The sequence below is a fragment of the Epilithonimonas sp. genome (assembly GCF_032054305.1).
In the GTDB taxonomy this organism is placed as follows: domain Bacteria; phylum Bacteroidota; class Bacteroidia; order Flavobacteriales; family Weeksellaceae; genus Epilithonimonas.
In genome coordinates this window covers 840,835-866,842 of the sequence record NZ_DAMBSX010000001.1, presented here as the reverse complement: position 1 = coordinate 866,842, position 26,008 = coordinate 840,835, and the positions used below count along the sequence as shown (strand labels likewise).

25 protein-coding genes are annotated in these 26,008 nt (G+C 34.5%); 21 read left to right on the top strand and 4 right to left on the bottom strand.

All coding sequences use genetic code 11. The features are described from left to right. Nucleotides 1–15: 15 nt before the first annotated feature. The 18 genes from glyA (at nucleotide 16) to RTX21_RS03870 (ending at nucleotide 19,009) form a co-directional block, all read left to right on the top strand. Complete coding sequence (gene glyA, locus RTX21_RS03955) at nucleotides 16–1,284, top strand: serine hydroxymethyltransferase (RefSeq protein WP_312765423.1); 1,269 nt, start codon at nucleotides 16–18, stop codon at nucleotides 1,282–1,284. A gap of 30 nt (nucleotides 1,285–1,314) precedes the next feature. Further along, nucleotides 1,315–1,806 carry a regulatory protein RecX gene (locus RTX21_RS03950; protein WP_409414966.1) on the top strand — a complete coding sequence of 164 codons (492 nt, stop codon included), beginning with the start codon at nucleotides 1,315–1,317 and terminating at the stop codon, nucleotides 1,804–1,806. Nucleotides 1,807–1,917: 111 nt separating this feature from the next. Continuing rightward, the gene (locus RTX21_RS03945) at nucleotides 1,918–2,574 is read left to right on the top strand and encodes a porin family protein (RefSeq protein WP_312765422.1); all 657 of its coding nucleotides are present in this window, start codon (nucleotides 1,918–1,920) and stop codon (nucleotides 2,572–2,574) included. A 142-nt stretch (nucleotides 2,575–2,716) separates the two neighbouring features. After that, on the top strand, nucleotides 2,717–3,430 hold the full coding sequence (locus RTX21_RS03940) for a polysaccharide biosynthesis/export family protein (RefSeq protein ID WP_312765421.1): 714 nt from the start codon (nucleotides 2,717–2,719) through the stop codon (nucleotides 3,428–3,430). A 9-nt stretch (nucleotides 3,431–3,439) separates the two neighbouring features. Continuing rightward, the gene (locus RTX21_RS03935) at nucleotides 3,440–5,761 is read left to right on the top strand and encodes a polysaccharide biosynthesis tyrosine autokinase (RefSeq protein WP_312765420.1); all 2,322 of its coding nucleotides are present in this window, start codon (nucleotides 3,440–3,442) and stop codon (nucleotides 5,759–5,761) included. A gap of 17 nt (nucleotides 5,762–5,778) precedes the next feature. Next, nucleotides 5,779–7,266 carry an oligosaccharide flippase family protein gene (locus RTX21_RS03930; RefSeq protein ID WP_312765418.1) on the top strand — a complete coding sequence of 496 codons (1,488 nt, stop codon included), beginning with the start codon at nucleotides 5,779–5,781 and terminating at the stop codon, nucleotides 7,264–7,266. Nucleotides 7,267–7,345: 79 nt separating this feature from the next. After that, nucleotides 7,346–8,284, top strand: a complete 939-nt coding sequence (locus RTX21_RS03925; RefSeq protein WP_312765417.1) for an ATP-grasp fold amidoligase family protein — start codon at nucleotides 7,346–7,348, stop codon at nucleotides 8,282–8,284. A 7-nt stretch (nucleotides 8,285–8,291) separates the two neighbouring features. Continuing rightward, nucleotides 8,292–9,425 (top strand): glycosyltransferase, encoded by a 1,134-nt coding sequence (locus RTX21_RS03920; RefSeq protein WP_312765415.1) that lies wholly within the window; start codon nucleotides 8,292–8,294, stop codon nucleotides 9,423–9,425. Further along, on the top strand, nucleotides 9,422–10,528 hold the full coding sequence (locus tag RTX21_RS03915) for a glycoside hydrolase family 99-like domain-containing protein (protein ID WP_312765414.1): 1,107 nt from the start codon (nucleotides 9,422–9,424) through the stop codon (nucleotides 10,526–10,528). The genes RTX21_RS03920 and RTX21_RS03915 overlap by 4 nt, the downstream gene beginning before the upstream one ends. 17 nt (nucleotides 10,529–10,545) lie before the next feature. Beyond that, nucleotides 10,546–11,625 carry a glycosyltransferase family 4 protein gene (locus tag RTX21_RS03910; protein WP_312765413.1) on the top strand — a complete coding sequence of 360 codons (1,080 nt, stop codon included), beginning with the start codon at nucleotides 10,546–10,548 and terminating at the stop codon, nucleotides 11,623–11,625. Nucleotides 11,626–11,638: 13 nt separating this feature from the next. Continuing rightward, entirely contained in the window at nucleotides 11,639–12,736 is a 1,098-nt protein-coding gene (locus tag RTX21_RS03905) for an EpsG family protein (protein ID WP_312765411.1), read from the top strand. Further along, nucleotides 12,733–13,635, top strand: coding sequence for a glycosyltransferase family 2 protein (locus RTX21_RS03900; RefSeq protein WP_312765410.1), 903 nt, complete (start codon nucleotides 12,733–12,735; stop codon nucleotides 13,633–13,635). Before RTX21_RS03905 ends, RTX21_RS03900 begins: the two co-directional genes overlap by 4 nt. 3 nt (nucleotides 13,636–13,638) lie before the next feature. Beyond that, complete coding sequence (locus RTX21_RS03895; protein WP_312765409.1) at nucleotides 13,639–14,985, top strand: polysaccharide pyruvyl transferase family protein; 1,347 nt, start codon at nucleotides 13,639–13,641, stop codon at nucleotides 14,983–14,985. Between the two features lie 19 nt (nucleotides 14,986–15,004). Beyond that, nucleotides 15,005–16,156 (top strand): glycosyltransferase family 4 protein, encoded by a 1,152-nt coding sequence (locus RTX21_RS03890; protein WP_312765408.1) that lies wholly within the window; start codon nucleotides 15,005–15,007, stop codon nucleotides 16,154–16,156. 3 nt (nucleotides 16,157–16,159) lie between these two features. Beyond that, nucleotides 16,160–16,765, top strand: coding sequence for a sugar transferase (locus RTX21_RS03885; protein WP_312765407.1), 606 nt, complete (start codon nucleotides 16,160–16,162; stop codon nucleotides 16,763–16,765). Next, entirely contained in the window at nucleotides 16,765–17,406 is a 642-nt protein-coding gene (locus RTX21_RS03880) for a NeuD/PglB/VioB family sugar acetyltransferase (protein WP_312765406.1), read from the top strand. Before RTX21_RS03885 ends, RTX21_RS03880 begins: the two co-directional genes overlap by 1 nt. A gap of 88 nt (nucleotides 17,407–17,494) precedes the next feature. Next, a complete protein-coding gene (locus RTX21_RS03875) occupies nucleotides 17,495–18,085 on the top strand; it encodes a hypothetical protein (RefSeq protein ID WP_312765405.1) in 591 nt (196 codons plus the stop codon). Nucleotides 18,086–18,145: 60 nt separating this feature from the next. Next, nucleotides 18,146–19,009, top strand: coding sequence for a mechanosensitive ion channel domain-containing protein (locus tag RTX21_RS03870; protein ID WP_312765404.1), 864 nt, complete (start codon nucleotides 18,146–18,148; stop codon nucleotides 19,007–19,009). A gap of 86 nt (nucleotides 19,010–19,095) precedes the next feature. On the opposite strand, the gene sucC is transcribed toward RTX21_RS03870, so the two are convergent. From sucC to RTX21_RS03850, 4 genes are all read right to left on the bottom strand, one after another. Continuing rightward, nucleotides 19,096–20,286 carry an ADP-forming succinate--CoA ligase subunit beta gene (gene sucC / locus RTX21_RS03865; protein WP_312765403.1) on the bottom strand — a complete coding sequence of 397 codons (1,191 nt, stop codon included), beginning with the start codon at nucleotides 20,284–20,286 and terminating at the stop codon, nucleotides 19,096–19,098. A gap of 112 nt (nucleotides 20,287–20,398) precedes the next feature. Next, nucleotides 20,399–20,659 carry a hypothetical protein gene (locus RTX21_RS03860; RefSeq protein WP_312765402.1) on the bottom strand — a complete coding sequence of 87 codons (261 nt, stop codon included), beginning with the start codon at nucleotides 20,657–20,659 and terminating at the stop codon, nucleotides 20,399–20,401. Between the two features lie 5 nt (nucleotides 20,660–20,664). After that, nucleotides 20,665–21,054 (bottom strand): DUF423 domain-containing protein, encoded by a 390-nt coding sequence (locus RTX21_RS03855; protein WP_312765401.1) that lies wholly within the window; start codon nucleotides 21,052–21,054, stop codon nucleotides 20,665–20,667. Between the two features lie 177 nt (nucleotides 21,055–21,231). Next, entirely contained in the window at nucleotides 21,232–22,560 is a 1,329-nt protein-coding gene (locus RTX21_RS03850) for a hydroxymethylglutaryl-CoA reductase, degradative (RefSeq protein WP_312765400.1), read from the bottom strand. 137 nt (nucleotides 22,561–22,697) lie between these two features. Between RTX21_RS03850 and RTX21_RS03845 the strand changes: the two genes are divergently transcribed. The 3 genes from RTX21_RS03845 to RTX21_RS03835 all read left to right on the top strand — a co-directional run bounded on the left by RTX21_RS03845 (nucleotide 22,698) and on the right by RTX21_RS03835 (nucleotide 25,960). Then, on the top strand, nucleotides 22,698–23,735 hold the full coding sequence (locus tag RTX21_RS03845) for a serine hydrolase (protein ID WP_312765399.1): 1,038 nt from the start codon (nucleotides 22,698–22,700) through the stop codon (nucleotides 23,733–23,735). 125 nt (nucleotides 23,736–23,860) lie between these two features. Continuing rightward, on the top strand, nucleotides 23,861–25,117 hold the full coding sequence (locus RTX21_RS03840) for a putative DNA modification/repair radical SAM protein (RefSeq protein WP_312765398.1): 1,257 nt from the start codon (nucleotides 23,861–23,863) through the stop codon (nucleotides 25,115–25,117). Between the two features lie 78 nt (nucleotides 25,118–25,195). Continuing rightward, nucleotides 25,196–25,960 (top strand): TIGR03915 family putative DNA repair protein, encoded by a 765-nt coding sequence (locus tag RTX21_RS03835; protein ID WP_312765397.1) that lies wholly within the window; start codon nucleotides 25,196–25,198, stop codon nucleotides 25,958–25,960. Nucleotides 25,961–26,008 lie beyond the last annotated feature (48 nt).

Genomic DNA, 26,008 nt, shown 5'->3' with positions numbered 1-26,008 from the left:
AAATAAATCTAAGAAATGCAAGACCCGATTTTCGAATTAATTGAAAAAGAAAGACAAAGACAAACACACGGCATTGAACTGATTGCTTCGGAGAATTTTGTTTCCGAAAACGTGATGAAAGCAATGGGAAGTGTGTTGACCAATAAATATGCAGAAGGTTATCCCGGACGCAGATATTATGGCGGATGCGAAGTGGTGGATGAGGTAGAACAACTGGCGATTGACAGGGCAAAAGAATTGTTCGGTGTAGATTATGTAAATGTTCAGCCGCATTCTGGTTCTCAGGCGAATGCTGCAATTTACCTTTCAGTTCTTAAACCTGGCGATAAAGTGATGGGAATGGATTTGTCTATGGGTGGCCATTTGACGCACGGTTCTGCGGTTAATTTCTCAGGAATCCAATATCAGGTTTGTTCTTATGGTGTTCAGAAAGAAACTGGTCTGATTGACTATGACCAAATGAGAGAAGTAGCTTTGAGAGAAAAGCCAAAAATGCTGATCGCAGGATTCTCTGCCTATTCAAGGGATTTGGATTATGCCAAATTCCGTGAAGTAGCGGATGAAATTGGAGCGACACTTTGGGCAGATATTGCACATCCGGCCGGTTTGGTTGCAAAAGGTCTTTTGAATAATCCATTCGAACACTGCCACGTGGTAACGACTACAACTCACAAAACATTGAGAGGACCAAGAGGTGGGATGATTATGATGGGAAAAGATTTCGAAAATACTTACGGACACAAAACACCTAAAGGAGAAATTAAATTGATGAGCGCTGTTTTGGATGGTGCGGTTTTCCCAGGAATCCAAGGTGGTCCATTAGAACACGTAATCGGAGCGAAAGCTGTTGCATTTGCGGAAGCAATTGATTCTAAATTTGAAGTCTATGCTAAGCAGGTAAAATCGAACGCTCAGGCTTTGGCAAAATCAATGATAGATTTAGGTTTTGAAATTGTGAGTGGTGGAACAGATAATCACTTAATGCTGATTGATCTTAGAAACAAAAATGTAAACGGAAAAGAAACCGAGAAAGCTTTGGTAAAAGCTGATATTACTTGTAACAAGAATATGGTTCCTTTTGATGACAAATCGCCTTTCACAACTTCCGGGATTCGTCTTGGAACTGCAGCGATTACGACAAGAGGTCTTAAAGAAAACGATATGGAAACTATTGCAGGTCTGATTTCTGAAGTCGTAGATAATATTAAAAACGAAGATGTTTTATCTTCTGTTAGAACGAAAGTCAATGAATTAATGGAAGATCACGAGCTTTTCAATTATTAATAAAAAAACAATTCTGAATATTAAAAAAGAATGAGCATCTTTGTTCATTCTTTTTTTATGGACAAAAAGTCGCTTACTTTCGATGAAATTAAACTGAAGCTGGTAAACTATTGTGTTTATCAGGACAGATGCCATTATGAAGTGGAGCAGAAGATGAAGGAATTTCTCTTGATTCCAGAAGCTAAAGATGAGATTTTTCTTTATCTTATCAAAGAAAATTATCTTAATGAAGAACGTTTTACCAGAAGTTATATCCGAGGTAAATTTTATATCAAGCACTGGGGAAGAAACAAGATCAAGATGAATCTTAAGCAAAAAGGCATCACAGAAAAATTGATTTCAAAATGTATGGATGAGATTGATGATAATGACTACGAGAAAACTGTCAATAAAATCTATGTAGATTATTTTTCCAAGCAAAAAGGGCTTAAAAATTATCAGAAAAGAACCAAGGCGATTAAGCATTTAATTTCGAAAGGCTTCGAGTATGACGTGATTTTAGAAATTTTAAAAAATGAGTAAGAATCTACGTTAATTTAAATTAATATGAAAATAAACCTTAGATTTGAAATTAATTGTTAAAAATAAATAAAAAATTCTTAATTTCGTCCCAAATTTGATCAATTATAATTCATGAAAAAGCTAATTGTTATATTTTCCTTATTGGTATTCAGTTCCGTAAGTTCGCAATCTATAAAGTATGGCGTAACAGGAAGTTTTCACAAAGGCTCTATTGCGGGAATCCATAATGCCTCAAAAGGTAATTTTGGTGGAAGTATAGGTCTTTTTGCCGATTTTTCTATTGTACCTAATGATATTTATGATTCTGCATGGTTATATCTTACACCTCAATTGGAATTATATGCAATAGGAGAAAAAGCATCTTGGAATGAAAAAGATAATAATCAACAAAAATATAATAATACTTATATTGGGGTGCCTATTTATCTCAAATATTTCATTAGAAATAGTGGGTATAAGGGAGATTTATATTTTATGATTGGTCCAAAGTTTGAATTTTTAGTCTCTGAAAAAAATGAGGAGGGAGATGCTGTAAACAAAGCGATGACTGCAGGATATGACCCGGCGAAATTTGGACTGGGACAGAAAGCGGATAGTTTTGGGTACGGAATTTCTGCAAAAGTTGGCGTAAAGGTGGATGATAAATTAGATGTTTTTATTAGATTTGATAGAGGTTTATCAAAAGTATATCCGGATTATGTCGCCCAATCTTCTTATAATAGATTTTTAGCAATTGGTCTTAGTTACTATCTTGGAGAGACAAACTAAGTTTGCTAGTAAATATAATAATTAGATTACAGATTTGCGAAATGCAATATTTTGCATCCTTGATAAAATGAAGAAATATACATTTATACTACTCATATTCATTTTTACCTTTTCTTGCAAGCCAAAAGAAAATATGGTCTATATGAGTAATCATAATTTTGAAAAAGAAACTGCACAGGCGAGGTATACAGGTTTAAAAATAAAAGAAGGTGATATCCTTGAAATTGTGGTTTCTGCATTCGATGAGATTGCTGTTAAGCCATTTAACCTTTCAACGGTTACATCTACTAATATTACAGAGGAGGAGTCATCTGGTACAGTTAATATTGCAAGTCGATATACTGTCTCTTCAGATGGGTTTGTGGTATTTCCTGTTTTGGGCAAGTTGTATTGTCTGGGAATGACAAAACTACAGCTGAAAGAAGATATAGAACACAGATTAAAAGTCTATTTAACCGATCCCATTGTTGATATCCGCCTGGTTAATTTGAATATCAATTTAATAGGAGAAGTTAAAAGTCCAGGGACTAAAACCTCAACTAATGAAAGAATTAATCTTTTTCAGGCTTTGGCACTGGCTGGAGATATGACAGACGCTGCGGATAGGACCAATGTAAAATTAATCCGTTACTCCGAGGAATCGAAAAAAGATTCTGTGGTCACTTTAGACTTTTCAGATGCGAGCATTGTTAATTCTCCATATTATTATCTTCAGCAGAATGATATTATCTATGTAGAGCCAGATAGAAACAAGCAAATTGCGGCCAACAATACCAATCCTAACAGAACTTTATTTTGGCAGCTGATAACGGTGGCTGTCAGCATTGCGGCTTTATTAGTCAGATTTACAAGATAACATTTTTGAATGGAATTATTAGACCCCAACATTAGCCACCAGAAAAAAATCAATTTTAAGAAGGAGATTTTTAAATTTCTTAAATATTGGCCTTGGATATTATTAAGTATGGTGTTGTTTTATACTGCTGCGTTTCTTTATTTAAAATATACACAACCACAATATCTTTCTAAAACAACATTGCTTTTTCAAGAGTCCGATGCTGATAAAGGAGCACTATCAGACCTGAAAAACCTAGGGATGGGTATCAGCGGAGACGAGGAACTACAAGGAGAGGCGGCGGTGATTATATCCAAGCCAATCATTCAAAAAGTGGTCAAAAATCTCGACCTTAATGTTAGTTTCTATGCAAAAGGAAAGATAAGAGAGGTAGAACTTTACAAAATGTCACCTTATTCTGGTAAAATTATATTTGCAGATAAGGATTTTCAAGAAGCGACTTATTTTATTGAGCCAGTAAATGACAACTCGTTCAAGTTTTCGGAAGGGCCTTTGCTTAACAGTAAAAATACCTTTAAATATGGTGAGATAGTGAAGTTGCCTTGGGGAAGCGTTGTTATCAAGAGAAATTTTAAAGGTTATTTGCCTTATAGAAATTTAGTTGTCTTTAGAAGTAATAAAATAGCTGAAATGCAATTGGAAAAAAGCATTACGGTACAACTTCCAAAAGGTTTGTTGATGGATATTTCGCTTATAGGAGAGGCACCCAACAAATCTGAAGATATTTTAAATGAGCTCACCGAACAGTACAATCTAGATGGTGTAAATGATAAAAATGCAGAAGCGCAAAATACAGCTGAGTTCATTGATGCCAGATTGGACCTTATTTCTGGTGATCTTGGAAAAATAGAGTTGGATAAAGAAAACTTCAAAAAAGCCAACAAACTAACAGATCTTGATGTTCAGGCAGGAATAGCAGTTAATAGACTAACTGGAAACGTTGAGAATATATACAACGAGTCATCTAAATTACAGATTCTTAATTCTATTTATGATATGGCTTCCTCTGGAAAAGATCAACTCTTTCCGACTGGATTAGGAATGCCAGAAACTACAGAAGCACTGCTCCACCAGTATAATGAAAAGCTTTTACTGAAAAAAAGAACTCTCAATCAAGCTACAAATGATAATCCATCTATTAAGGCTTTTGATAAAGATCTCGCAGAACTGAGTTATCTTATTAGAAATAGCATACAAGAAGCAAGAGGACAGGCTCAGAAAAACATTGGGAAAACTAACATGGAGATTGGCGAAGACAAAGGCTCTATTTTAAAATTCCCCACCCAGGAACGTGTATTTAGAAATATAGAAAGACAACGTAATCTTAAAGAATCTCTTTATCTTTATCTTCTTCAAAAAAGAGAGGAGAACGCAATTACACTTGCGGTTACCACTCCTAAAACAAAATTGGTAAACCCGGCTTATACAGTAGGTATTGTGACACCTAATTATACGCAGGTGAAAATCGGTGCTGTATCTTTGGGGTTGATTCTGCCATTATTAATTATCTTCATCGTCAATGTTCTGGACAACAAGGTTCGGTCAAAAGACGATATAGAAGCATTAGTGGCCAATATACCTTTGATTTCTGAAGTACCTCATAGTGAGATTGCAAAACCCTTGATTGAGAAAAATGATTTTACAATCTTTGCAGAATCTTTTCGAATACTTACTTCCAATCTCAAATTCATTTTAAGGACAAAATCTATCCAGAAAGGAGGGGTTATATTGGTCACATCTTCTGTGAAAGGAGAAGGCAAAACCACAATATCTACTAATGCAGCACTAAGTCTGGCAGGAAGTGGGAAGGTCATATTGATAGGTGCGGATATCAGAAATCCTCAGTTGCATCGCTATATGAAAGAGACTCGAGAAGGTTTAACAAATTATTTGGTATCAGACAATATTTCCATTCAAAAATATATTGTTGGGTCAGGCTTGTCGGAGAGTTTGGATGTTATTTTTAGTGGCTCGAAGGCGCCTAATCCTAATGATCTGCTGGATATGAAAAAATTTGATGATATGATAGATGAACTTAAAAAAATCTATGATTACATCGTTTTGGACTCAGCACCTGTTATGTTGGTAAGTGATTCTTTACATTTGGTTGATGTTGCAGACATCGTGGTATATACCGTAAAATCAGAGTTTACTGAGAAAGAAATGTTAATGTTTGCTTCTAATTTGAAAAAAGACAACTCGATCAACAATATGGTATTTGTACTTAATAATGTTAAGCCAGAGTATTCTAGATATGGATATAAATATGGCTACGGATATTATAATGATTCCAACAAGAAAAGTTTCTATCAACGTTTGTTCAGATTATAATTTTTCTGAAAAATACTATGAGTCAATTAAAAAAAGGAGCGATTCTTTCTTATGTAAATATTGGTTTAACTAATCTTATAGGATTAGTATTAACTCCATTTATTATTCGTTCTCTCGGAGACTCAGAATATGGATTATATGTTCTAATAGGATCGTTGATAGCTTATCTGTCCTTAATGGACCTGGGGCTGAATAACACTATTATTAGATTTATTTCAAAGTATAGAGCAGAGGGTGACCGAGCTGGAGAACAGAATTTTTTAGGGACCATCTTTTTAGTCTATATTGCTATTAGCTTATTAATAGTGTTTATAGGCGTTTTATTTTATTTTAATCTTGACAGGTTTTTTTCGAAATCGCTCTCTGTGGAGCAAACAGATAAGGCGAAGATAATGTTCCAGATCCTTATTTTTAATATGGCTATAACTTTACCGGGCGGTGCGTTTACCGCTATCTGCAATGCCTATGAAAATTTTGTCTGGCCCAGAATGGTTTCGATCATTAAATATATTTCTAGAGCAATTATAATTGTAGCTATATTATCTTTTGGTGGGAAAGCAATTTCTATTGTAATTACTGATACAATTCTAAATATTATTTTTATCACCATTACAATAGTATTTGTATTCAAAAAATTACATATCAAATTTGGGTTTGAAGAGATAAATAAAAAAAGTGTTAAAACTATCTTTAGTTATTCTATTTGGATCTTTTTACTGGCAATAACAAGTCAGTTTATATGGAATGCGGGACAGGTCATTCTGGGAACAGTGACCGATACAAAAACGGTGGCATATTATGCAGTCGGAGTTATGCTTGGTAGCTATTATGGCGCTTTTTCGGGTGCGATATCTAGTGTATTTTTGCCTCGTGCCACTCAAATGAGTATAAATAATACTAAAAGTGAAATTCTAAATACGATGATACGTTTAGGAAGGATATCCTTACTTATCTTACTTTTTATCCTCACAGGTTTTATATTATTTGGAAGAGAGTTTATAATGTTATGGGTTGGTGAAAATTATAAATCTTCTTATATCATCGCTGTCATATTTATGTTATCTTATACCATACCTTTGATTTTAAGCTTTGTAAATTCTTTGGTAGAAGCCTATAATAAAGTTCGGTTCAAAGTAACGGTTTATTTTATTTTTTTTCCATTAGGATTAATCTTGGGTTATTATTTATCCAAAGAGTATAAAGAAATAGGAATGATGTTGGGAGTAAGTTTAGGATGGCTCATGGCTCAAATAGTAATGCTTATTTTTTATCATAAAGGATTAGGACTAAATATGTTCGTTTTTTTTAAACAAGTATCTCATAAAATTCTAATTTTAGTAGTTTCAATCTTCATATTAAGTTGGATTTTAAATTCATATTTATCTTCTAATATAAGCCTTCTGATTTTGAAAATATTTACTTATACCTTTTTATACTGGGCGGTAATGTATTTGTGGGGAATGAATGAGTCAGAAAAAAAGATGTTAAAAATAATTAAAAAATAGACTTTTGTCCGAAAAAACACAAACAGATTTAAACTAATAAGTTTATAAAGTATTCAATAAATATATAAGACAATAAAAAATGAAGAATACCGAGATTAAAAATGTGTTAAGAGTCATTTTTTACCCTATAGTTCTCATAAAAAGAGAAATATACAACCAATGGTTACGATATCTGGGGCTTCATAATCCTAAAAAATTAGCATCAATCCTCCATTATGATTATTGTAAGAGAATAATAGATTGGGATAATCCAAAAGATCTGAATGAGAAGATCAACTGGTTAAAGTTTAATTCAGATACAACAAAATGGAGTTTGCTTTCGGATAAATATGCAGTGAGGCAATATATCGAAGATGCAGGTTTTGGTGATTTGTTGGTAAAGTTGTATGGCGTATGGTCCTCAGCAGATGATATCGATTTTTCCAAACTTCCAAAATCATTTGTTCTTAAAACTACTAATGGATCGGGAACTGTCCTTATAGTAAAAGATAAAAGTTTGATCAATGAGAAGGAAGTGAAAATTAAACTTCAAAAATGGTTGAAGCTTAAATTTGGTATTATGACCGCAGAACCTCATTATTTTTCCATCAAACCACTTATCATTGCTGAAGAACTATTAATCAATGATAAGAGTGATGTTTCAACTTCACTCATAGATTATAAAATTTGGTGTTTTAATGGAGAACCACATTATGTGTGGACTTGTAGTAATCGGAAGATTGCAGCCGAAACTTATGTCGCATTACATGATATGGACTGGAATGTTTATACCGAGAAATCAGTATTTGTAGATCATTACAGAAAGTGCGAAGCTAATATTCCTAAACCAGAATCACTGGATAGAATGATCGAGGCATGTAGAGTCTTGGTCAAAGACATCCCACAAGTCCGATTGGATTTTTATGAAGTAGGTGGTAAAGCCTATTTTGGGGAAATGACCTTCACGTCATCAGGAGGATATATGGACTTCTACACTAAGGCTTGTCTTGATGAGATGGGCGCATTGGTTAAATTATAGAATAATAATGAACGTTCTCTTTATTTCACACGATGCAGTAGCTTATGGAGCTCCAAAGTCAATGGTCAATATTATTGATGGTTTGCAACAAGATATCAATTTTGTTGTTTTGCTGCCATACAAAGGAAATATAATAAGCGAACTTGAGAAGCGAGATATAAAATATTATACGAGCCGTTATTTCTGGGACGTATATAGCCTGGACTCTCTAAAGGATTTTATAATGCTTCCAATTAGATTAATGAGGCATTATTTTTCTTTTTTCAAAACTATAAAACTTATTAGCAAACTTCATAAGATACATAAATTTGATGTGATTCACTCAAATTCGGGGGTTATTAGAATAGGCTTCTTTGCAGCAAAGTTTTTAAAGATCCCACACTTGTGGCATATTAGAGAATTTCAGACAAAGGATTATAATCTTAATATTTTATATGGTAGAAAATATTTTATCAAACTTCTTAAACGCAGTGAAAAAATAATTTGTGTTTCCGAGTCCATTCAAAAATATTTTGAGCTAAAAAATGCATCTGTCATTTATAATGGTGTAATGCCTCGATCTTTAGATGAGATCAATTTAGAAAAAGAGAATTATTTTATTTTTGCAGCATCATTATTGCCCAAAAAAGGAGTCTATGATGTATTGTCTGCTTTTATTAGTTTTTCAAAAACAAACAAGGATATAGAACTTGTTATTTGTGGTACAGGGAACGATGAAAATACTACAAAGATCAAAAATATAATAAAGGATGCAGGGCTGGAGAAAAGAATAAAGCTGCTGGGATACCGGTCTGATGTTTTGGAATTGTTAAAAAAAGCCAAAGCATGTATAGTTGCCTCTCATCACGAAGCTTTCGGAAGAATAACAGCTGAAGCTATGCTGGTAGGTTGTCCTGTAATTGGAAAGGCATCAGAGGGAACTTTAGAGATTTTGCAAAATGATACCTATAGTTTGTTATACAATACCGAAGAAGAACTTACAGATTGTATGACTTTTATGGGTTCATCTAGAAATACAGATGCAATCAAAAGTAAAATAATTGAAGCAAAGAAAAGAGCCGATATAGCTTTCACGCAAGAACAATTGTGTGAAAATATTCAAGTATTATATAAGAATTTACTCAAAAATCATATTTCATGAATCATAAAAATAATGTGTGTAAAGTAATTGCAATGTATTTGCCTCAGTATCATCCGATTCCTGAGAATGATAAATGGTGGGGTAAAGGTTTTACAGAATGGAAAAATGTCGGTAGAGCCCAATCATTATTCCCAGGACATTATCAACCAAGAGTGCCTGCAGATTTAGGATACTATGACCTAAGATTGCCCGAGGTTCGTAAAAGCCAGGCAGATATGGCAAAAGAGTATGGAATTGACGGCTTCTGTTATTATCACTATTGGTTTGGTAACGGAAGGAGATTATTGGAACACCCATTCAATGAAGTTTTGAGATTGGGTGAACCTGACTTTCCTTTCATGCTATGTTGGGCAAACGAGAGTTGGCACGAAAAATTTTGGGATAATAAAGGAGGCGTGAGTAAAAACCTTCTCATGGAGCAGATCTATGGCGATGAGAATGAATATGAGGCACATTTCTATTCTCTACTTGATGCATTCAAGGATCCTAGATACATCAAGATTGAAAATAAGCCGGCATTCATGATCTATGAACCATTGAAGTTTCCGGAAGTAGCTCAATTTATTACAAAATGGCAAGAATTGGCCATTAAAAATGGACTAGAAGGGATTCATTTTATAGGCCAGACACAACATGCTTTTAGAGATAAAGACAAAATAATCGGATTAGGTTTTGATGCAATTAATGCAGTAAGGATTTATGATGTTTTACAGCACAAAAGCAAATTGAGTCGTTCATTTGCAAGAATTAAAAGGTCATTGTTTAAAACTGCTTTATATGAAAAATACAGTAATGCAGTCAAATATCTTACTGATCCCGAGTTCGATTCTGCACCGGATGTCTATCCATCAATAATACCAGGTTGGGATCACACGCCGAGAAGTGGTAGAGGAGGATTTCTATTACATGACTTTACACCAAAATATTTTGCAAACCACGTACGAAATGTATTTAATGTAATGAGAAATAAGCCCGTAGAAAAAAAGATAACGTTCATTAAATCTTGGAATGAATGGGGCGAAGGTAATTATATGGAACCTGATATACGGTATGGAACACAATTTTTGGAAGTAATTAAAAATATAAAAAGTTCAGAATCATAGACTTGAACAGCTTAAATATGATTAGATTACTATATATCACCAATGGAATCAATGGTTCTGGCGGACTAGAAAGAGTCTTAGCTTTAAAGGCTTCATACTTGGCAGAACATTATAATTATAATGTGACGATTTTGTCTCTTAATAAGAACCATGTCAATCCATTCTATACTTTCAGTCCGAAGATTGATATGCTTTCTATTGATGTAACTGGTAATCCTATTCAATATTTTAAATCCTACAAAAAAGGGATTCAAATGATTGTAGATGAAGTTCAACCGGATATTATTTCAGTTTGTGATGACGGACTGAAAGGCTTTTTTATCCCAAGCATAATTAAAACAAAAGCCAAATTAATATACGAACGGCATGTTTCCAAACTAGCTGAGGCCAAATCTAATGATGGATTTCTCAAATCATTATTGACAAAAGCAAAATGGTTGCTGATGGAAAAATTCGGTGCTAGATATGAAAAATTTGTAGTTTTAACTAATGGAAACCTTAAAGAATGGGAGATGCTTGATAACCTGATGGTCATACCAAATCCTTTGTCTTTCCAACCAGAAGAATCTTCTGATTTAGACAAAAAGCAGGTGATTTGTGTTGGTAAAATTTCTTACCAGAAAGGCCAAGACCTGTTGCTACAAGCATGGGAGTTGGTTAACGCCAGATTTCCAGATTGGGAACTGCATTTGTATGGAAAAGAAAATAAAAATTTTTTAGACACAAGAAATTTACCAAATAATGTGTATTATTTTTCACCCGAAAAAAATATTCAACAAAAATATTTAGAAAGTTCTATTTATGTAATGTCTTCTCGTTTTGAAGGCTTCGGTATGGTACTGATAGAAGCAATGGCATGTGGCCTCCCTTGCGTGAGCTTTGATTGTGATTACGGACCATCAGATATTATACAAGAGGATATAGATGGTTATTTGGTAGCTAACGGCAACATATCTGATCTAGCAGGTCGATTAGAAAAACTGATGGCTGATGAAGATCTTCGGAAATCTATGGGGCAAAAAGCAAAGGAAAATGTCCAACGCTTTCAATTAACAAAGATTGCAGATATTTGGGACAATACGTTTAAAGGACTGTAAAAATGATTCTTATATGTTTGATTGGATTCCCATAGAATATTATACCGCAACCCATTATCATGTGCTATTATTAGTAGCATTGTTTATAGTATTTAATTCATTAATATTTGACGTTGCAGATCAGCAAAGCATTAAAATTTTTGGACCATTAGGCTATTTTATAGTGCTGGTTTTGATATTATATATGGGACTACGTCCAATCAGCGTGCATTATTTTGGAGATACTTCCACTTATGCGGGAATATTCAAAGCAATGCGGAATGGGCAGGAAGCAAAAATTCAGAAAGATTATGTGTTCAATTATTTCATGAAATGGTGTAGTAATTTCATGGATGTGCACAGTTTTTTTTTGTTGCTAGATATATTATACATTATACCCAGTTTTTTATTTTCTCGGAAATATTTTGGAAAATATTGGTTTTTTGCTATGTTTATGTTTATAGGCTCCTTTTCATTTTGGGCTTATGGTACCAATGGATTAAGAAATGGTTTGGCAACCTCCTTATTTATTTTAGGCCTTTATTTCTATAACAGAAAAGTGCTCATGTATATGATTTTTACTTTAGGTTATTTCATGCATGCATCTTTAATTATACCTATTGCTGCATTTGTGGTGTCGGGAGTTTACAAGAACCCTAAAATATATCTTTATATTTGGTTTGCCTCCATACCGTTATCATTGGTAGGTGGCAGTGCCTGGACTACTCTATTTGCAGGTTTAGGCTTTGAGGATCGGACATCTGGTTATCTCACCAATTCAGAAGAAAATTTAGAACAGTTCTCTCAAACAGGTTTTCGATGGGATTTTTTGTTTTATAGTGCTTCAGCTGTTTTTATAGGCTGGTATTTTATTTTTAAAAAACAGATTGTAGACCGGTTTTATATCCACATTTTTGGGGTATACACTATCGCTAATTCTTTTTGGATTTTAGTAATTACAGCCGCTTTTAGCAATCGTTTTGCTTATTTGTCATGGTTTCTCATGCCAGCGGTCTTTATATACCCTATGTTTCGTTACAAAATTTGGAAAGATCAGTACAAAACCTTTGCTCTTATTCTTTTTGCATATTTTATGTTTACTTATTTTATGAATGTTATTAAAGGAAAATGAAAAAAATAACCGTATTTACACCGACTTATAACAGAGCACATCTTTTGCCCAAACTTTATGAAAGTCTGAAAAATCAAACCTCTAAAAATTTTAAATGGTTGATAATAGATGATGGTTCTGTGGATAATACCAAAGAAGTTGTAGAGGCATGGGGCAAAGAGAATGAAATTGAAATCATCTACCATTTTCAAGAAAATATGGGTATGGTCGCAGCTCATAATACGGCTCATTATATCATGGATACCGAGCTCTGTGTATGTATTGATTCGGATGATTTTATGCCACACAACGCAATAGAATTAATTCTAGACCTTTGGGAAAAACATGGCTACGAAGAGTGCGCAGGTATGGTGGGACTAGATGCTTATACTAACGGTAATATAATTGGGACTAATTTGCCCAATGTAAAAGAAGCCAAATTCTCAGAACTTTATACAACCTATAAAATAAGCGGAGACAAAAAATTTGTACATAATAGAAAAGTTTTCAACAAGTATCTCCCTTATCCAAGATTCGGAAATGAAAAATTTCCAGTGACCAGTTATTTATATCTTTTCATAGAACAACAGCATAAGCTTTTGGTATTCAATGAAATTTTCTGTATTGTAGAATATATGGAGGATGGACTGTCAAATAATTTGATTAAGCAATATCGCGAAAGCCCAAATTCATTTGCTTATTACAGATTGGCAAAAATGAGATTTGCTCTTAATTATAAAGAAAAATTTCAAAATACTATTCACTATATATCCTCAAAATTATTAGGAGATAGCAAAAATCTTCTTAAAGACTCACCTGCAAAATTAACTACAATCTTAGCTTTTCCATTTGGTCTGCTTCTATATTTATATATAAAGAATACAAAGAAAACAGCTGTTAATAAAAAATTAAATAAATAGAAAATGAAAGCGATAATTGTTCCGGCAATAACGGATATGAATAAAGGAGATCAAGCTTTGGTTTGGGAGAGTTACCGTTTGGTAAAAGATACAGGACTGTATGGATCTGTTTTTATTCTTAATTCGGGTGAGACAGAAGAAGAGAGAGAAAAATTGAGCGGGCAAACCAGACGAAGAGGCTATCCTGTTCTGGAGAATATTCTAAAACACCCAAGACGAGGACGCCATAAAAATGAAGAGCATATCCAAGAATCAAAGCTGGAATTAGCAAAACAAATTAAAAATGCAGGTTTAGATTTTTTGAGTACCAGATTTTTGATATTGATTGCGAACATTCCATTTCTTATAAAGATTTTTTACAATAATAAAGTTCAGAAAACTGTTTCAGAATTCAGAAACTCAGATACAGTTTTTGTAAAAGGAGGAGGTTTTATTCATGCTTACGGGGAAAGAACTGCACCCTATCTTATGTGGTATTTTTTATTCTACGTAAGACTAGCCAAGAGAATGAATAAGAAGGTGGTTTTCCTTCCCAATTCATATGGGCCTTTTAAAGGATTGACAGTAGAATCACAAGTGAAGACTGTTTTCAATAAATTAGATCTGGTGTATGCAAGAGAGAAAGTTTCGGCGGATGCAATGTCTAACCTTCTCGGAAAGAATGTTCCTGTAGAAATGGATCTAGGATTTTTCCTACAGAAAGGATTAGAAGAAAAAGCAATAGAATTATTAAATAAATACAATCTGTCACCAAATGATAAAATAGTAGGCATAACAGTGAGGCCATGGAGATTCCCAGGAAAAGAAAACCCTACGGAATTATATGAAAAATACCTTAACTCTGTTCGTGAACTTATAGATTATTCTGTAAAAAAAGGATATAAAGTAGCACTGTGTAATCAATCAATAGGTCCCAATTCCCATGAAGATGATCGTAATGCTATTAAAGATCTCTTGAAAAAAATTGAAAAAAATAACAATGTGGTTTGGATCAATGAGAATTTGGATTGTGATGATCTAAAGGCCTTATACTCGTTTTTCTCGATTTTTGTAGGTACACGTTTCCATTCAGTTATTTTTTCATTGACTTCTTTGGTGCCTTCTATTGCAATTGGATACGGAGGTAACAAAGCAAAAGGTATCATGGGAGACTTTAATTTTGATGAATTTGTTGTGCAGATAGATGATGTTACAGGAACTGGCTTGATTAAAATGTTTGATGAAATCTCTGATAATTATGATTTAAATAAGAAAAAGATCAATGATTATCTCTATAAATTAGATGTAAGTCGAAATAAAATCATATCAGATATAAAAGAATTATATCAAGGCACAAATATCCCCAAATAATATATCTAAACCTCTCATAATGAAACATAAGATTTTCAGACTGTCAACAGTTCCAATTTCTCTTAATTCTTTATTGAAAGGACAATTAGGGTTTTTAAACAAGTATTTTGAAATAACAGCAATTTCAGGAAAAGGGACTGATTTGAAAGAAGTTAAAAATAGAGAACATGTAAATGTATACCCTATAGAGATGCAACGTCAGATATCTCCACTCAAAGATTTTGTCTCCCTTATAAATCTCTACAGATATTTTAAAAGAGAAAGACCTGATGTTATACACTCGATCACTCCCAAAGCCGGATTATTATCTATGCTTGCTGGCAAGTTGGCTGGCGTTCCGATAAGGATGCATACATTTACAGGATTGATATTTCCATATAAAAAAGGGATGATGCAAAAGATATTGATAGCAATGGACAAGCTTTTGTGCTATTGTGCAACCAATATTTACCCAGAGGGTCAGGGTGTCAAGAATGATTTAAAAAAATTCAGGATAACCAATAAACCTTTAAAAATAATAGGAAATGGGAATGTGAATGGAATTGATTCCACTTATTTTGATCCGGCTCTCATTTCAGAAAATGAAAAAGACATTCTAAGAAAGTCGTTAGCAATAGAATCAGATGATTTTGTATATGTTTTTGTTGGAAGAATCGTAAAAGACAAAGGGATTAATGAACTAATAGAAGCTTTTTCCGACATCAATCAGAAAAATCAGTATACAAAGCTCATTCTTGTCGGAACTTTTGAAAAAAAACTAGATCCTATAAAGCCGGAAACCGAAGCTTTGATCGAGGCTAATCCAAACATTATAACTGTTGGCTATCAGAAAGATATAAGACCATATTTAAGCATTTCTGATTTGTTTGTTTTCCCAAGCTATCGTGAAGGATTTCCCAATGTTTTACTGCAGGCTGGGGCTTTAGGGCTTCCATCTATCGCAACAGATATCAGCGGTTGCAACGAGATCATTCGCGATGGCGTTAATGGTTATATCGTACCTTCAAAGAATCAGAAAGATTTGCATGATAAAATGCTGGAATTATTACAAAATCCTCAAATAGCAAAACAAATGGGTGAAAGGAGTAGAGATTTGGTCGTTCGAGATTATGAAAGGGGGTTTTTATGGAATGAGATCCTAAAAGAATATAACACGTTATTAGAAAAATAGACAATGTACAGGATTTTTTTTAAACGATTACTTGATTTCGTAGTTGCACTGATTGCAATTATTGTTCTTTCACCGATTTTCATTATCGTAACAGTGTGTTTGTATGTTGCAAATCAGGGTAAGCCGTTTTTCTTTCAGGAAAGGCCCGGATTGAAGGAAAAAGTCTTCAATATCATCAAATTCAAGACAATGAATGATAAGAAGGGGTCAAATGGCGAGCTTTTACCAGATAAAGATCGTTTAACAAAAATAGGAGCATTCGTAAGAAAAACATCTTTGGATGAACTGCCTCAGTTAATCAACGTTTTAAAAGGTGATATGAGTTTGATCGGACCACGCCCTTTGAGAACTTATTATTTGCCACTTTACAGCGAAGAACAAAAAAGGAGACACGATGTAAGACCAGGCATTACCGGTTGGGCTCAGGTGAATGGAAGAAATGCCATTTCATGGACAAGAAAATTTGAATTGGATATTTATTACGCAGATCATATCTCTTTTCTATTGGATGTTAAGATTATACTCCTTACAATAAAAAAAGTAATTATTAGAGAAGGCATATCGCAAGAAGGACAAGCAACAGTCGAACGTTTTAATGGGAAAAATTAATGAAAGAAAATTGTGTAATCGTAGGAGCAGGAACATATGGACAAGTATATGCAGAATATCTGAAAGATGAATATAATATACTTGGTTTTATAGATGATAATCAGACTCTTCAGAATATGAAGATCAATGATGTCAAGGTTTTGGGAGATTTTGATTTTCTGTTAAGTAACATTGATATTTCAACTAATGTTTTTATTCCTATAGGAAATAATAAGGTAAGGGTTCAGCTATTACAGAGAACGATTGAAAAGGGATTCAAAACGCCTAACTTCATACATGGAACGGCGAAGATTCATCCTTCGGTAGAGATTGGAAAAGGGGTTTACATTCTACCGGGAACTCAGATTATGCCTTTGACTCAAATAAAAGATTTTGTTTTAATAAGTATGGGAGTTAATATAGCGCATCATAATATCATAGACCAAGGCTGTTTCTTTTCACAAGGAAGCAATATCGGAGCAAATATTCATTTTAATAGCAATGTTTTTTGTGGAATTGCTTCTACTGTAATGACCGGTGTCAAAGAAGTCGGAGAAAATAGTTTAATAGGAGCGGGTGCGGTTATTATAAGAGACGTTCCCGATTTTGCAGTGGTCGTAGGCAACCCTGGAAAAATTATAAAATATAACAACACTAAGTAGATATTACTCTCCAAAACTTCCAGAGTCTTAAATGGCACAACGTTTGTAAATTGTAGAAAATATAATTATAAACGAAAAATTTAACAATATGAAAAAATTATTATTTGGTGCATTAACGATTGGAGCAGGTTTATTATCTACAACCAAAGCGCAGATACAAGAAGGAAACTGGATGGTAGGAAGTAGCTTGGTGACAAGTAACTTTGGCCTAAATACAGGTGCAGGATATGATTTCTCTATTCAGCCAAAAGCAGCCTATTTTATCAAAGATAATACAGCATTGGGAGGTTATGTTAATTTAGGTTTCATGAAACCGGGTAAAGGGCAGTCAACACAATTTAATTATGCGGTTGGTGCTTTGGGAAGATATTTTCTTTCACCGGGTGAACAAGGGGTTGATAATCTTTTGAATCACGGGCGTTGGTTCTTCGAGGGTAATGTTGGTATAGGCGGAACATCCGTAGAAAACGGAATTTCTACAACAGGTCTTGATTTCGGGGTCGGTCCTGGTTATTCTTACTTCATCACCCCAAATATCGGAATCGAAGGTTTAGTAAAATATAATGGAGTTGCAGGTTTCGGAAATGAAGGTCTGACTTCAAAGATCAGTTTCAACGTAGGTTTCAGTATTTATCTACCTTCTGGTCAAGCCAAAAGAATTGCGAATGAAGCTAAATAATTTAAGATAATATTATAACATTAGCCGGCTTTTTGTCGGTTTTTTTATTAAATTGAAATCATGGAATATTTACACACGGTCTATGCCGTTCTACAGAGGTGGTATATTAGTTTTGCAGAACTTACTCCCAGATTGATTGTCGGGATATTGGTATTTCTATTTTTCCTAATGACAAGCACTTATCTAAGTAGATGGTCTGTGAAACTGTTTCACAAATTCTTTCCAAAGACCAAGAGCGATTCTGTTGTTACTCTTATTGCAATATTCAAATTTCTTATCATTTTGATGGGAACTTTCATTGCTTTGGAGATCATGGGTTTCAGTGGTTTCTTTATGAAGTTCTTAGGGAGTTTAGGTGTTGCCGGGGTGATTGCCGGGGTTGCATTAAAAGATTTGGTTTCAAGTATGTTCTCTGGAATGCTGGTAAGTGTGGACAAGGCTTTTAAAATAGGAGACTATGTTACGATTGGCGGCAATTCTGGGACAGTGCAAGATATTGGATTATTGACAACCAAGCTCATTACGGATGATGGTAAAAAAGTTTATATTCCGAATCAGGTGATTTTTAACTCACCATTTTTCAATATTACAGCATCACCGCAACGCAGAATTATATTTAATTTAGAAATTCCTGTTGGCGAAGATATTGATAAAGCTAAAAATGTAATTTTAGCAACAATCAAAACATTACAACACGTTGATAAAGCTGATACAACTGATGTTCTTTTAACTGATGTGAAGCAAGGTGTTTTCACTCTTCAGGTAAAATTCTGGTTGGAAATTGGAAGTGATTTTGGAAAACTGAAAAGTGTCGCAATTATCAAAATCAATGAGACATTAATGAAAGAAGGAATCAATCTTGTTACACCAACGAGTATTAATATTACCAATGCAGAACAAAATCATTTAGAAAATAAAGAATAATTTTAGATTGATCATGATCTAAACTTTATAAAAAAGAAACCCGATTCTTAATGAGTCGGGTTTTATATTTATTTAAAATTTTAGTCTTAGGCCAAAACTTCTTTTACTTTGTTTGCAGCTTCTTCCAAAGTGATCGCAGAGTGGATCGGCAATCCAGCTTCGTCAATCAGTTGTTTCGCTTCTACTGCATTTGTACCTTGTAATCTTACGATCAATGGAACAGGAAGGCTTCCCATAGCGTTGTAAGCATCAACAACACCTTGAGCAACTCTGTCACATCTTACGATTCCTCCGAAGATGTTGATCAAGATTGCTTTTACGTTCGGATCTCTCAGGATAATTCCGAAAGCCGTTTGAACTCTCTGTGCATCAGCAGTTCCACCAACGTCGAGGAAGTTTGCAGGATTTCCACCAGATAATTTGATGATGTCCATAGTTGCCATTGCTAGACCAGCACCGTTTACCATACAAGCAACGTTTCCGTCCAACTTCACGAAGTTAAGACCAGCTTCCCCAGCTTCAACATCCAATGGATCTTCTTCTCTTGTATCTCTCAACTCAGCAAGATCTTTGTGACGAAACAATGAGTTACCATCCAAAGTTACTTTAGCATCTACAGCGATGATCTTGTTATCAGAAGTTTTCAAAACCGGGTTGATTTCGAAAAGAGATGCATCGATTCCTACGTAAGCGTTATATAATGAAGTGATGAATTTTGTAAATTCTTTGAAAGCATTACCTTCCAATCCAAGACCGAAAGCAATTTTTCTAGCCTGGAAACCTTGTAGTCCGTAAGCTGGGTCAATCACTTCTTTGTGGATCAAATGAGGCGTTACTTCAGCAACGTGCTCAATGTCCATTCCACCTTCTGTAGAATATACGATGGTGTTTTTTCCAAGAGCTCTGTCCAAAAGGATAGAAACATAAAATTCTTTAGTTTCAGTTTCTCCAGGATAATATACATCTTCCGCAACCAATACAGAGTTTACTTTTTTACCTTCAGCAGAAGTCTGCGGCGTGATCAGCTGCATCCCGATGATGTTTCCGGCGTTTTCCTTAAGTTTATCCATATTAGGAGAAAACTTAACACCTCCACCTTTTCCACGTCCACCAGCGTGGATCTGAGCTTTTACAACCCAACCTTGTGCACCGGTTTCAGCAGTTAATTTTTCAGCAGCAGCAACTGCCTCATCTACGTTGTTTGCAACAAAACCACGTTGGATGTTAACCCCGTATTTTGCTAAAATCTCTTTTGATTGATACTCGTGAAGATTCATAATATATTATTGATTAATTTTTAAATTTTATAAGATTGACAAATTTAAGAAAAAGTGACGAATTACATTATATAAATGTCTGATTGAAATCAGTTTTCGGAATAACTTGCTGTCAATACATTCTCCCTACTTCTTTACAGATTTCCAGATATTCTTTCGGCATATTGGATGAACCAAATCCCGTTTCATAATATTCGTCGGAATGTGGAATATAGATGCTGTACTTTTTACCGAACGGAAAAAGCGGAATGAAAAACAATTCGAAATAATTCTTATAAACCGAGACAATAGCATTTGCCATAAAGCCATTTTTCAAGACTTTACGCTCTTCTTTTCCTGCGAGTTTGGTTTTGATTCCGAAGATGAAGAACATTTTGGTTAGTTAAATTTCGTCTTAGTAAAATACCAAATCAGCATTCCCCAGGAGATAATCATAAACAAACCTCCAAGTGGTGTGATTGGACCAAGAAATTTCAAATTAACGCCCCAATAATCTTGAAAACTCAAGAAATAAATACTGACAGAAAACAAAAATGCGCCAGCAATCATCAAAATCGAAATCCATTTTTCAGATGAGGTTTCAAATTTTAAAATGTAGCCAACAATCAACAAAAAGAAAGCCGCATAGATTTGATATCTCACACCGGTTTCAAAGCTTTCCAATCTTTCTACAGATAATATTTTTTTGAAAGCGTGTGCGCCAAATGCGCCAAGAACTACAGATAACAAACCGTAGATTCCGCCTATGATTAAAGTAAAGTTTTTCATTTTTATAATTCTCCTTTTTGATTTAAAATAATAATCTTTCCAATTAGTGTAATGATTCCCAAAGCGATAAACAGCCAAGAAAACCTCTTGGAACTTGCAAATCCTGGATTATTCGTTATCTTCAAAAATATTCCGAAAACCAAGATCAGTGCTGATAAAGCTAATCCAAACATAATCTTATTTATTTCTCAATTTCTCCAATTCCGAAATCACTTCGTGATGACTCACCGTTTTATCTTTGAAATAAGTCACAAAATGCTGTTTCTCTTCTTCCGTCGCTCCAAACTGGTTCAAAATATTGAAGAGATGCATCTTCATATGACCTTTTTGGATTCCCGTAGTTACCAAAGAACGAAGCGCGCCAAAGTTTTGAGCTAATCCAGAAACCGCCAAAATACTCATCAATTCCTGAGCAGAAGGTTTTCCTAAAAGTGCTAAAGAGAATTTAACCAAAGGATGAAGATTAGTCAATCCGCCAACAACACCAACAGAAATAGGTAAATCAATCCAGAATCTGAAAATCCCATTGTCTGTTGTACAATGCGTTAAAGAAGAATATTTTCCGTTTTTCGATGCATAAGCGTGGGCGCAAGCTTCCGTCGCACGAAAGTCATTTCCGGTTGCGATAACCACAGCATCCACACCATTCATAATACCTTTGTTGTGAGTTGTTGCTCTATAAGGCTCGATTTCGGCAATCGTCACAGCACGTTTGAATTTCCACGCAAATTCTTCGTTGGAAATACCGCTGTCGTCTTTCAAATCTTCAATTTTACAGGAAACTTCGGCTCTTACGACGCAATCCGGTGTGTAATTGGAAAGAATATTCATTACAATTTGAAGCGATTCTTTTTCTTCCTGAGAAAATTCTGCTTCTTTCGCCACTTCTTCTTTCAAAGTTTTCCCGAATTGCTCCAGGCAGGAATTAATAAAATTCGCACCCATCGAATCTACCGTATCAAAGCTTGCTTTCAGCTGGAAATAATTTTCCAGTTCGGCAGTTTTATCAATGAGTTTGATATCCAGGATTCCGCCGCCTCTTTTTCTCATATTGGCAGTGATATCTTCCGTTTCTTCAAGCAATTTTTTCTTCAATTTAAAATTGAAAAAATGAAGCAGTTTATGAGGCTCAACATTCAGTACAAAATGTGTATGACCGAGTTTTTCTGTGTTGATAATTGTTGTTTTGAAACCGCCTTTATCAAGCCAGAATTTTGCAGCTTTGGAAGCAGCAGCAACCACCGAACTTTCTTCCACAGCCATTGGAAGTGCCAAAAGTTTTCCGTCAATCAGGAAATTCGGAGCAATTCCGTAAGGCATATAAAAATTGGAAATCGTGTTTTCCGAGAACTCTTCGTGAAGTTTTTGCAAGTCGTGGTCGTTATTCCAATATTGTTGTAAAATCTGCTCGTAACTTCTGTCGTTACTCAGATATTCCGAAATAAGCCAGTCGATTTTTCTTTGTTTGGAAAGTTTTGAAAACCCTTCAACAGGTTGATGATTCATAATCTGTTTTTTGAGTTGTAAAGATAGAGATTTGAGTTTAAAAGTTGAGATTTGGAATTAGGAAGTTTGTAGATTTGCGCAATATTAAGATTCGTAGTTAAAAGGTATAAATGAAAAAGGAGTTTAAAATAATACTGATGTTTTTATTAAGTTTTAATTTAAAAGCACAGGTTTTTTCTGATAAAATTGATAGTATAAGAACTCAATATAAGATTCCGGCCTTAGGTATCGCAGTTTTGACTTCTGATTCGGTTTTGGAAATGAATGTGTATGGAATTAATAAAATACACTCGGATTCAAAGATTGGGTTAAAAAATAGATTCCATATAGGGTCTAATACCAAGGCGGTTACCTCATTTATTGCTGCAGATTTGGTTTCAAAAGGAAAAATCAATTGGAATACGGGATTCTTCAGCTTGTTTCCCGAACTTAAAACCACTCAGAACGAAGCGGATTTTACTTTGGTTAATCTCCTTAATTTCAAAACTCCTTTAACTTCATTTTCTTATGATACTGACATTCCTAAATCACTGAAAATGACGGGGACCAATCAGGAACAACGTTATAAAATTGCAAAATATCTTTTGGGTAGAAAAAGTGTAGATAAAAATGAAGATAACTTATATCTCACCAATCTTGGATATGTTTTAGCAGGTTTGATGCTGGAAAAAGCTAGTCGCAAAAGTTACAATCTGCTGGTTGAAGAGTTAGGCAAAAATCTGGGCATTACCTTTCAGTTCGGGAGTCCGAATGTAAAAGATAAAATGCAGACTTATGGACACGATAGTGAATTAAATCCAATCAATACGGAAAATATAAAATTAAACTGGCTCTTAACTGCAGGTAATCTTAATATATCGCTCACTGATTATTCGTTGTTCATTCAAAATTACTTGCAGGGAATCCAAGGAAAGGGAAAAATATTGGAACAAAATGTTTTTGACCAGCTTTTATTTGGATTTCCGAAATTTTCATTTGGATGGTTCAATATGACAAATGATAAAGGAACATCTTTTATCCGCAATTTTGGAAACGCCAATGGTTTTATGTCTTCAGTAACCATAATGAAGGAAAAGAATTTAGCTATCATTATATTGGGTAATGTATCTTCAGGCCTTGCTCAGGAAGGAATTGAAAAGGTTTTTGAAACTTTGGAAGAAAAATATCATAAATAATCAGCGTTTTAATTTTAACATATTTTGTTAATAAGTTAGTGCATATAATGCTTGACTTTCGCATTAATGGAATTATTTTTGACATTCAATTCTAAATCAATTCTACGAAAAATAATCCTCCAAAAATGAACTTCGACCGCATCAAAGAAAAACTCGAAATACTTGCAGATGCTGCAAAGTACGATGTCTCGTGTTCTTCCAGTGGTGGAAAAAGAAAGAATAATGGAGGATTGGGAGATAGCTCTGCAAGCGGAATTTGTCATACTTACACAGAGGACGGGCGTTGTGTCTCACTTCTCAAAATCCTTCTCACCAATCATTGCATTTACGACTGCATCTATTGTGTTTCCAGAAAATCGAATGATATCAAACGGGCTGCTTTCACAGTGGAAGAAGTCGTGGATTTGACGATTAGTTTTTACAGAAGAAATTATATCGAAGGTTTGTTTCTGAGTTCAGGGATTTTCAAAGATGCGGATACGACAATGGAACGTTTGGTTCGGGTTGCGAAAAAGCTGAGAACTGAACATAATTTCAATGGTTATATTCACTTAAAATCGATTCCTGGAGCGAGTGATGATTTGATGAATGAAGCGGCACTTTACGCTGATAGACTTTCCGTCAACTTAGAAATTCCAACCGAATCTGGTTTGAAATTATTAGCGCCTGATAAAAATCGTGAAGATATGCTTCAGCCGATGAGAATTGTTCAGAAAGGAATTCAGCAATATAAAGATGAGAAAAAAATCATCCGAAGTGTTCCGAAATTTGCACCAGCCGGACAATCAACCCAAATGATTGTGGGGGCAACCAATGAAAATGATTTGCAAATCATCAAAGTGGCTGACCATTTCTATAAAAATTACGGTATGAAACGGGTTTATTATTCGGGTTATATTCCTGTGACTGTGGATAATCGTTTGCCGGCCATCACGGCGGAAGTTCCTGTTCTAAGAGAAAACCGTTTGTATCAATCAGATTGGCTGATGCGTTTTTATGGTTTTAAAGCCGATGAAATTCTGGATTCAGGGATGCCATTTTTGGATTTGGAAGTGGACCCGAAATTGAGTTGGGCATTGCGGCATCTGGAACAATTTCCTGTCAACCTTCAAACTGCGGATTACAAAATGATTCTCAGAATCCCGGGAATTGGTGTGAAAACAGCTCAGAAAATTGTGAGTGCAAGACAGTTTCAAGTTTTGACAATTGACCATCTTAAAAAATTGGGAGCAGCTGTAAATCGGGCTAAGTATTTCATTGATTTCACTTATGGAAATCCATTTCTGAAACATTTAACAGATTTGAATCTAAGGAAATTAATTATCGGTGGAAGTCAATCCAAGTTTCAGAATCAGTTTTCCCAACAATTGACTTTGTTCTAAATAGAATAGCTTCGAAAGCCTCAGCCTGAACGCTAAATCTTTCAAACTTTCAAATTCCTAAACTCTCCAACTCAAAAAATGACAACTCTCCTCTACGATGGTAGTTTCGACGGACTTTTTACAGCGATATTTGAAGTTTTCGAATACCGTTATCAGGATGTGGAAATCAAAAATAGAGAAACTTTCCAACAGGAAAATATGTTCGCAGAGATTCACGAAGTTATTACTCAACAGGAAAAATCGGAAAGAGTCCTTAATAAATTAGAAAAAAATATTGGCAAGTCAGGTATCAATCAATTATTAAAAGTCTTTTTATCAGAAGATTCTGAAATGGAACAATTGATTTTATCTGCCATAAAACAATCTGTTAAACATCCAAACGAAAACATTCTTCAGAATTTTGCAAATGATGATATTCTAAAAATCGCCAAAATCTGCAAATCCGTGAGTCGGGAAAGACACAGGATGACTGCTTTTGTAAGATTCGAGAAAATGCAGGATGATATTTATTTTGCAAAAATAGACCCGGATTTCAATGTTCTGCCTTTAATCAGAAAACATTTCAAAGACAGATATGCCGACCAGAAATGGATGATTTATGACCTTCGAAGACATTACGGATTGTTCTACGATTTGGAAAACTGCGACTTCTTCTATCCTGATGGAAATCTGAATCTCAATCAATACAAAGAAAAATTCCACGACGAAGAAAAAAAATACCAAACGCTTTGGCAAAGCTATTTTACCAAAACCAATATCAAGGAACGGAAAAATACCAAACTCCACATTCAGCACGTTCCGAAGCGGTACTGGAAATATTTAACCGAGAAATATAATTCTTAACTTACATCAATGTGAGGGCAATCTCAGCGGACTAAATTTGCATCATAA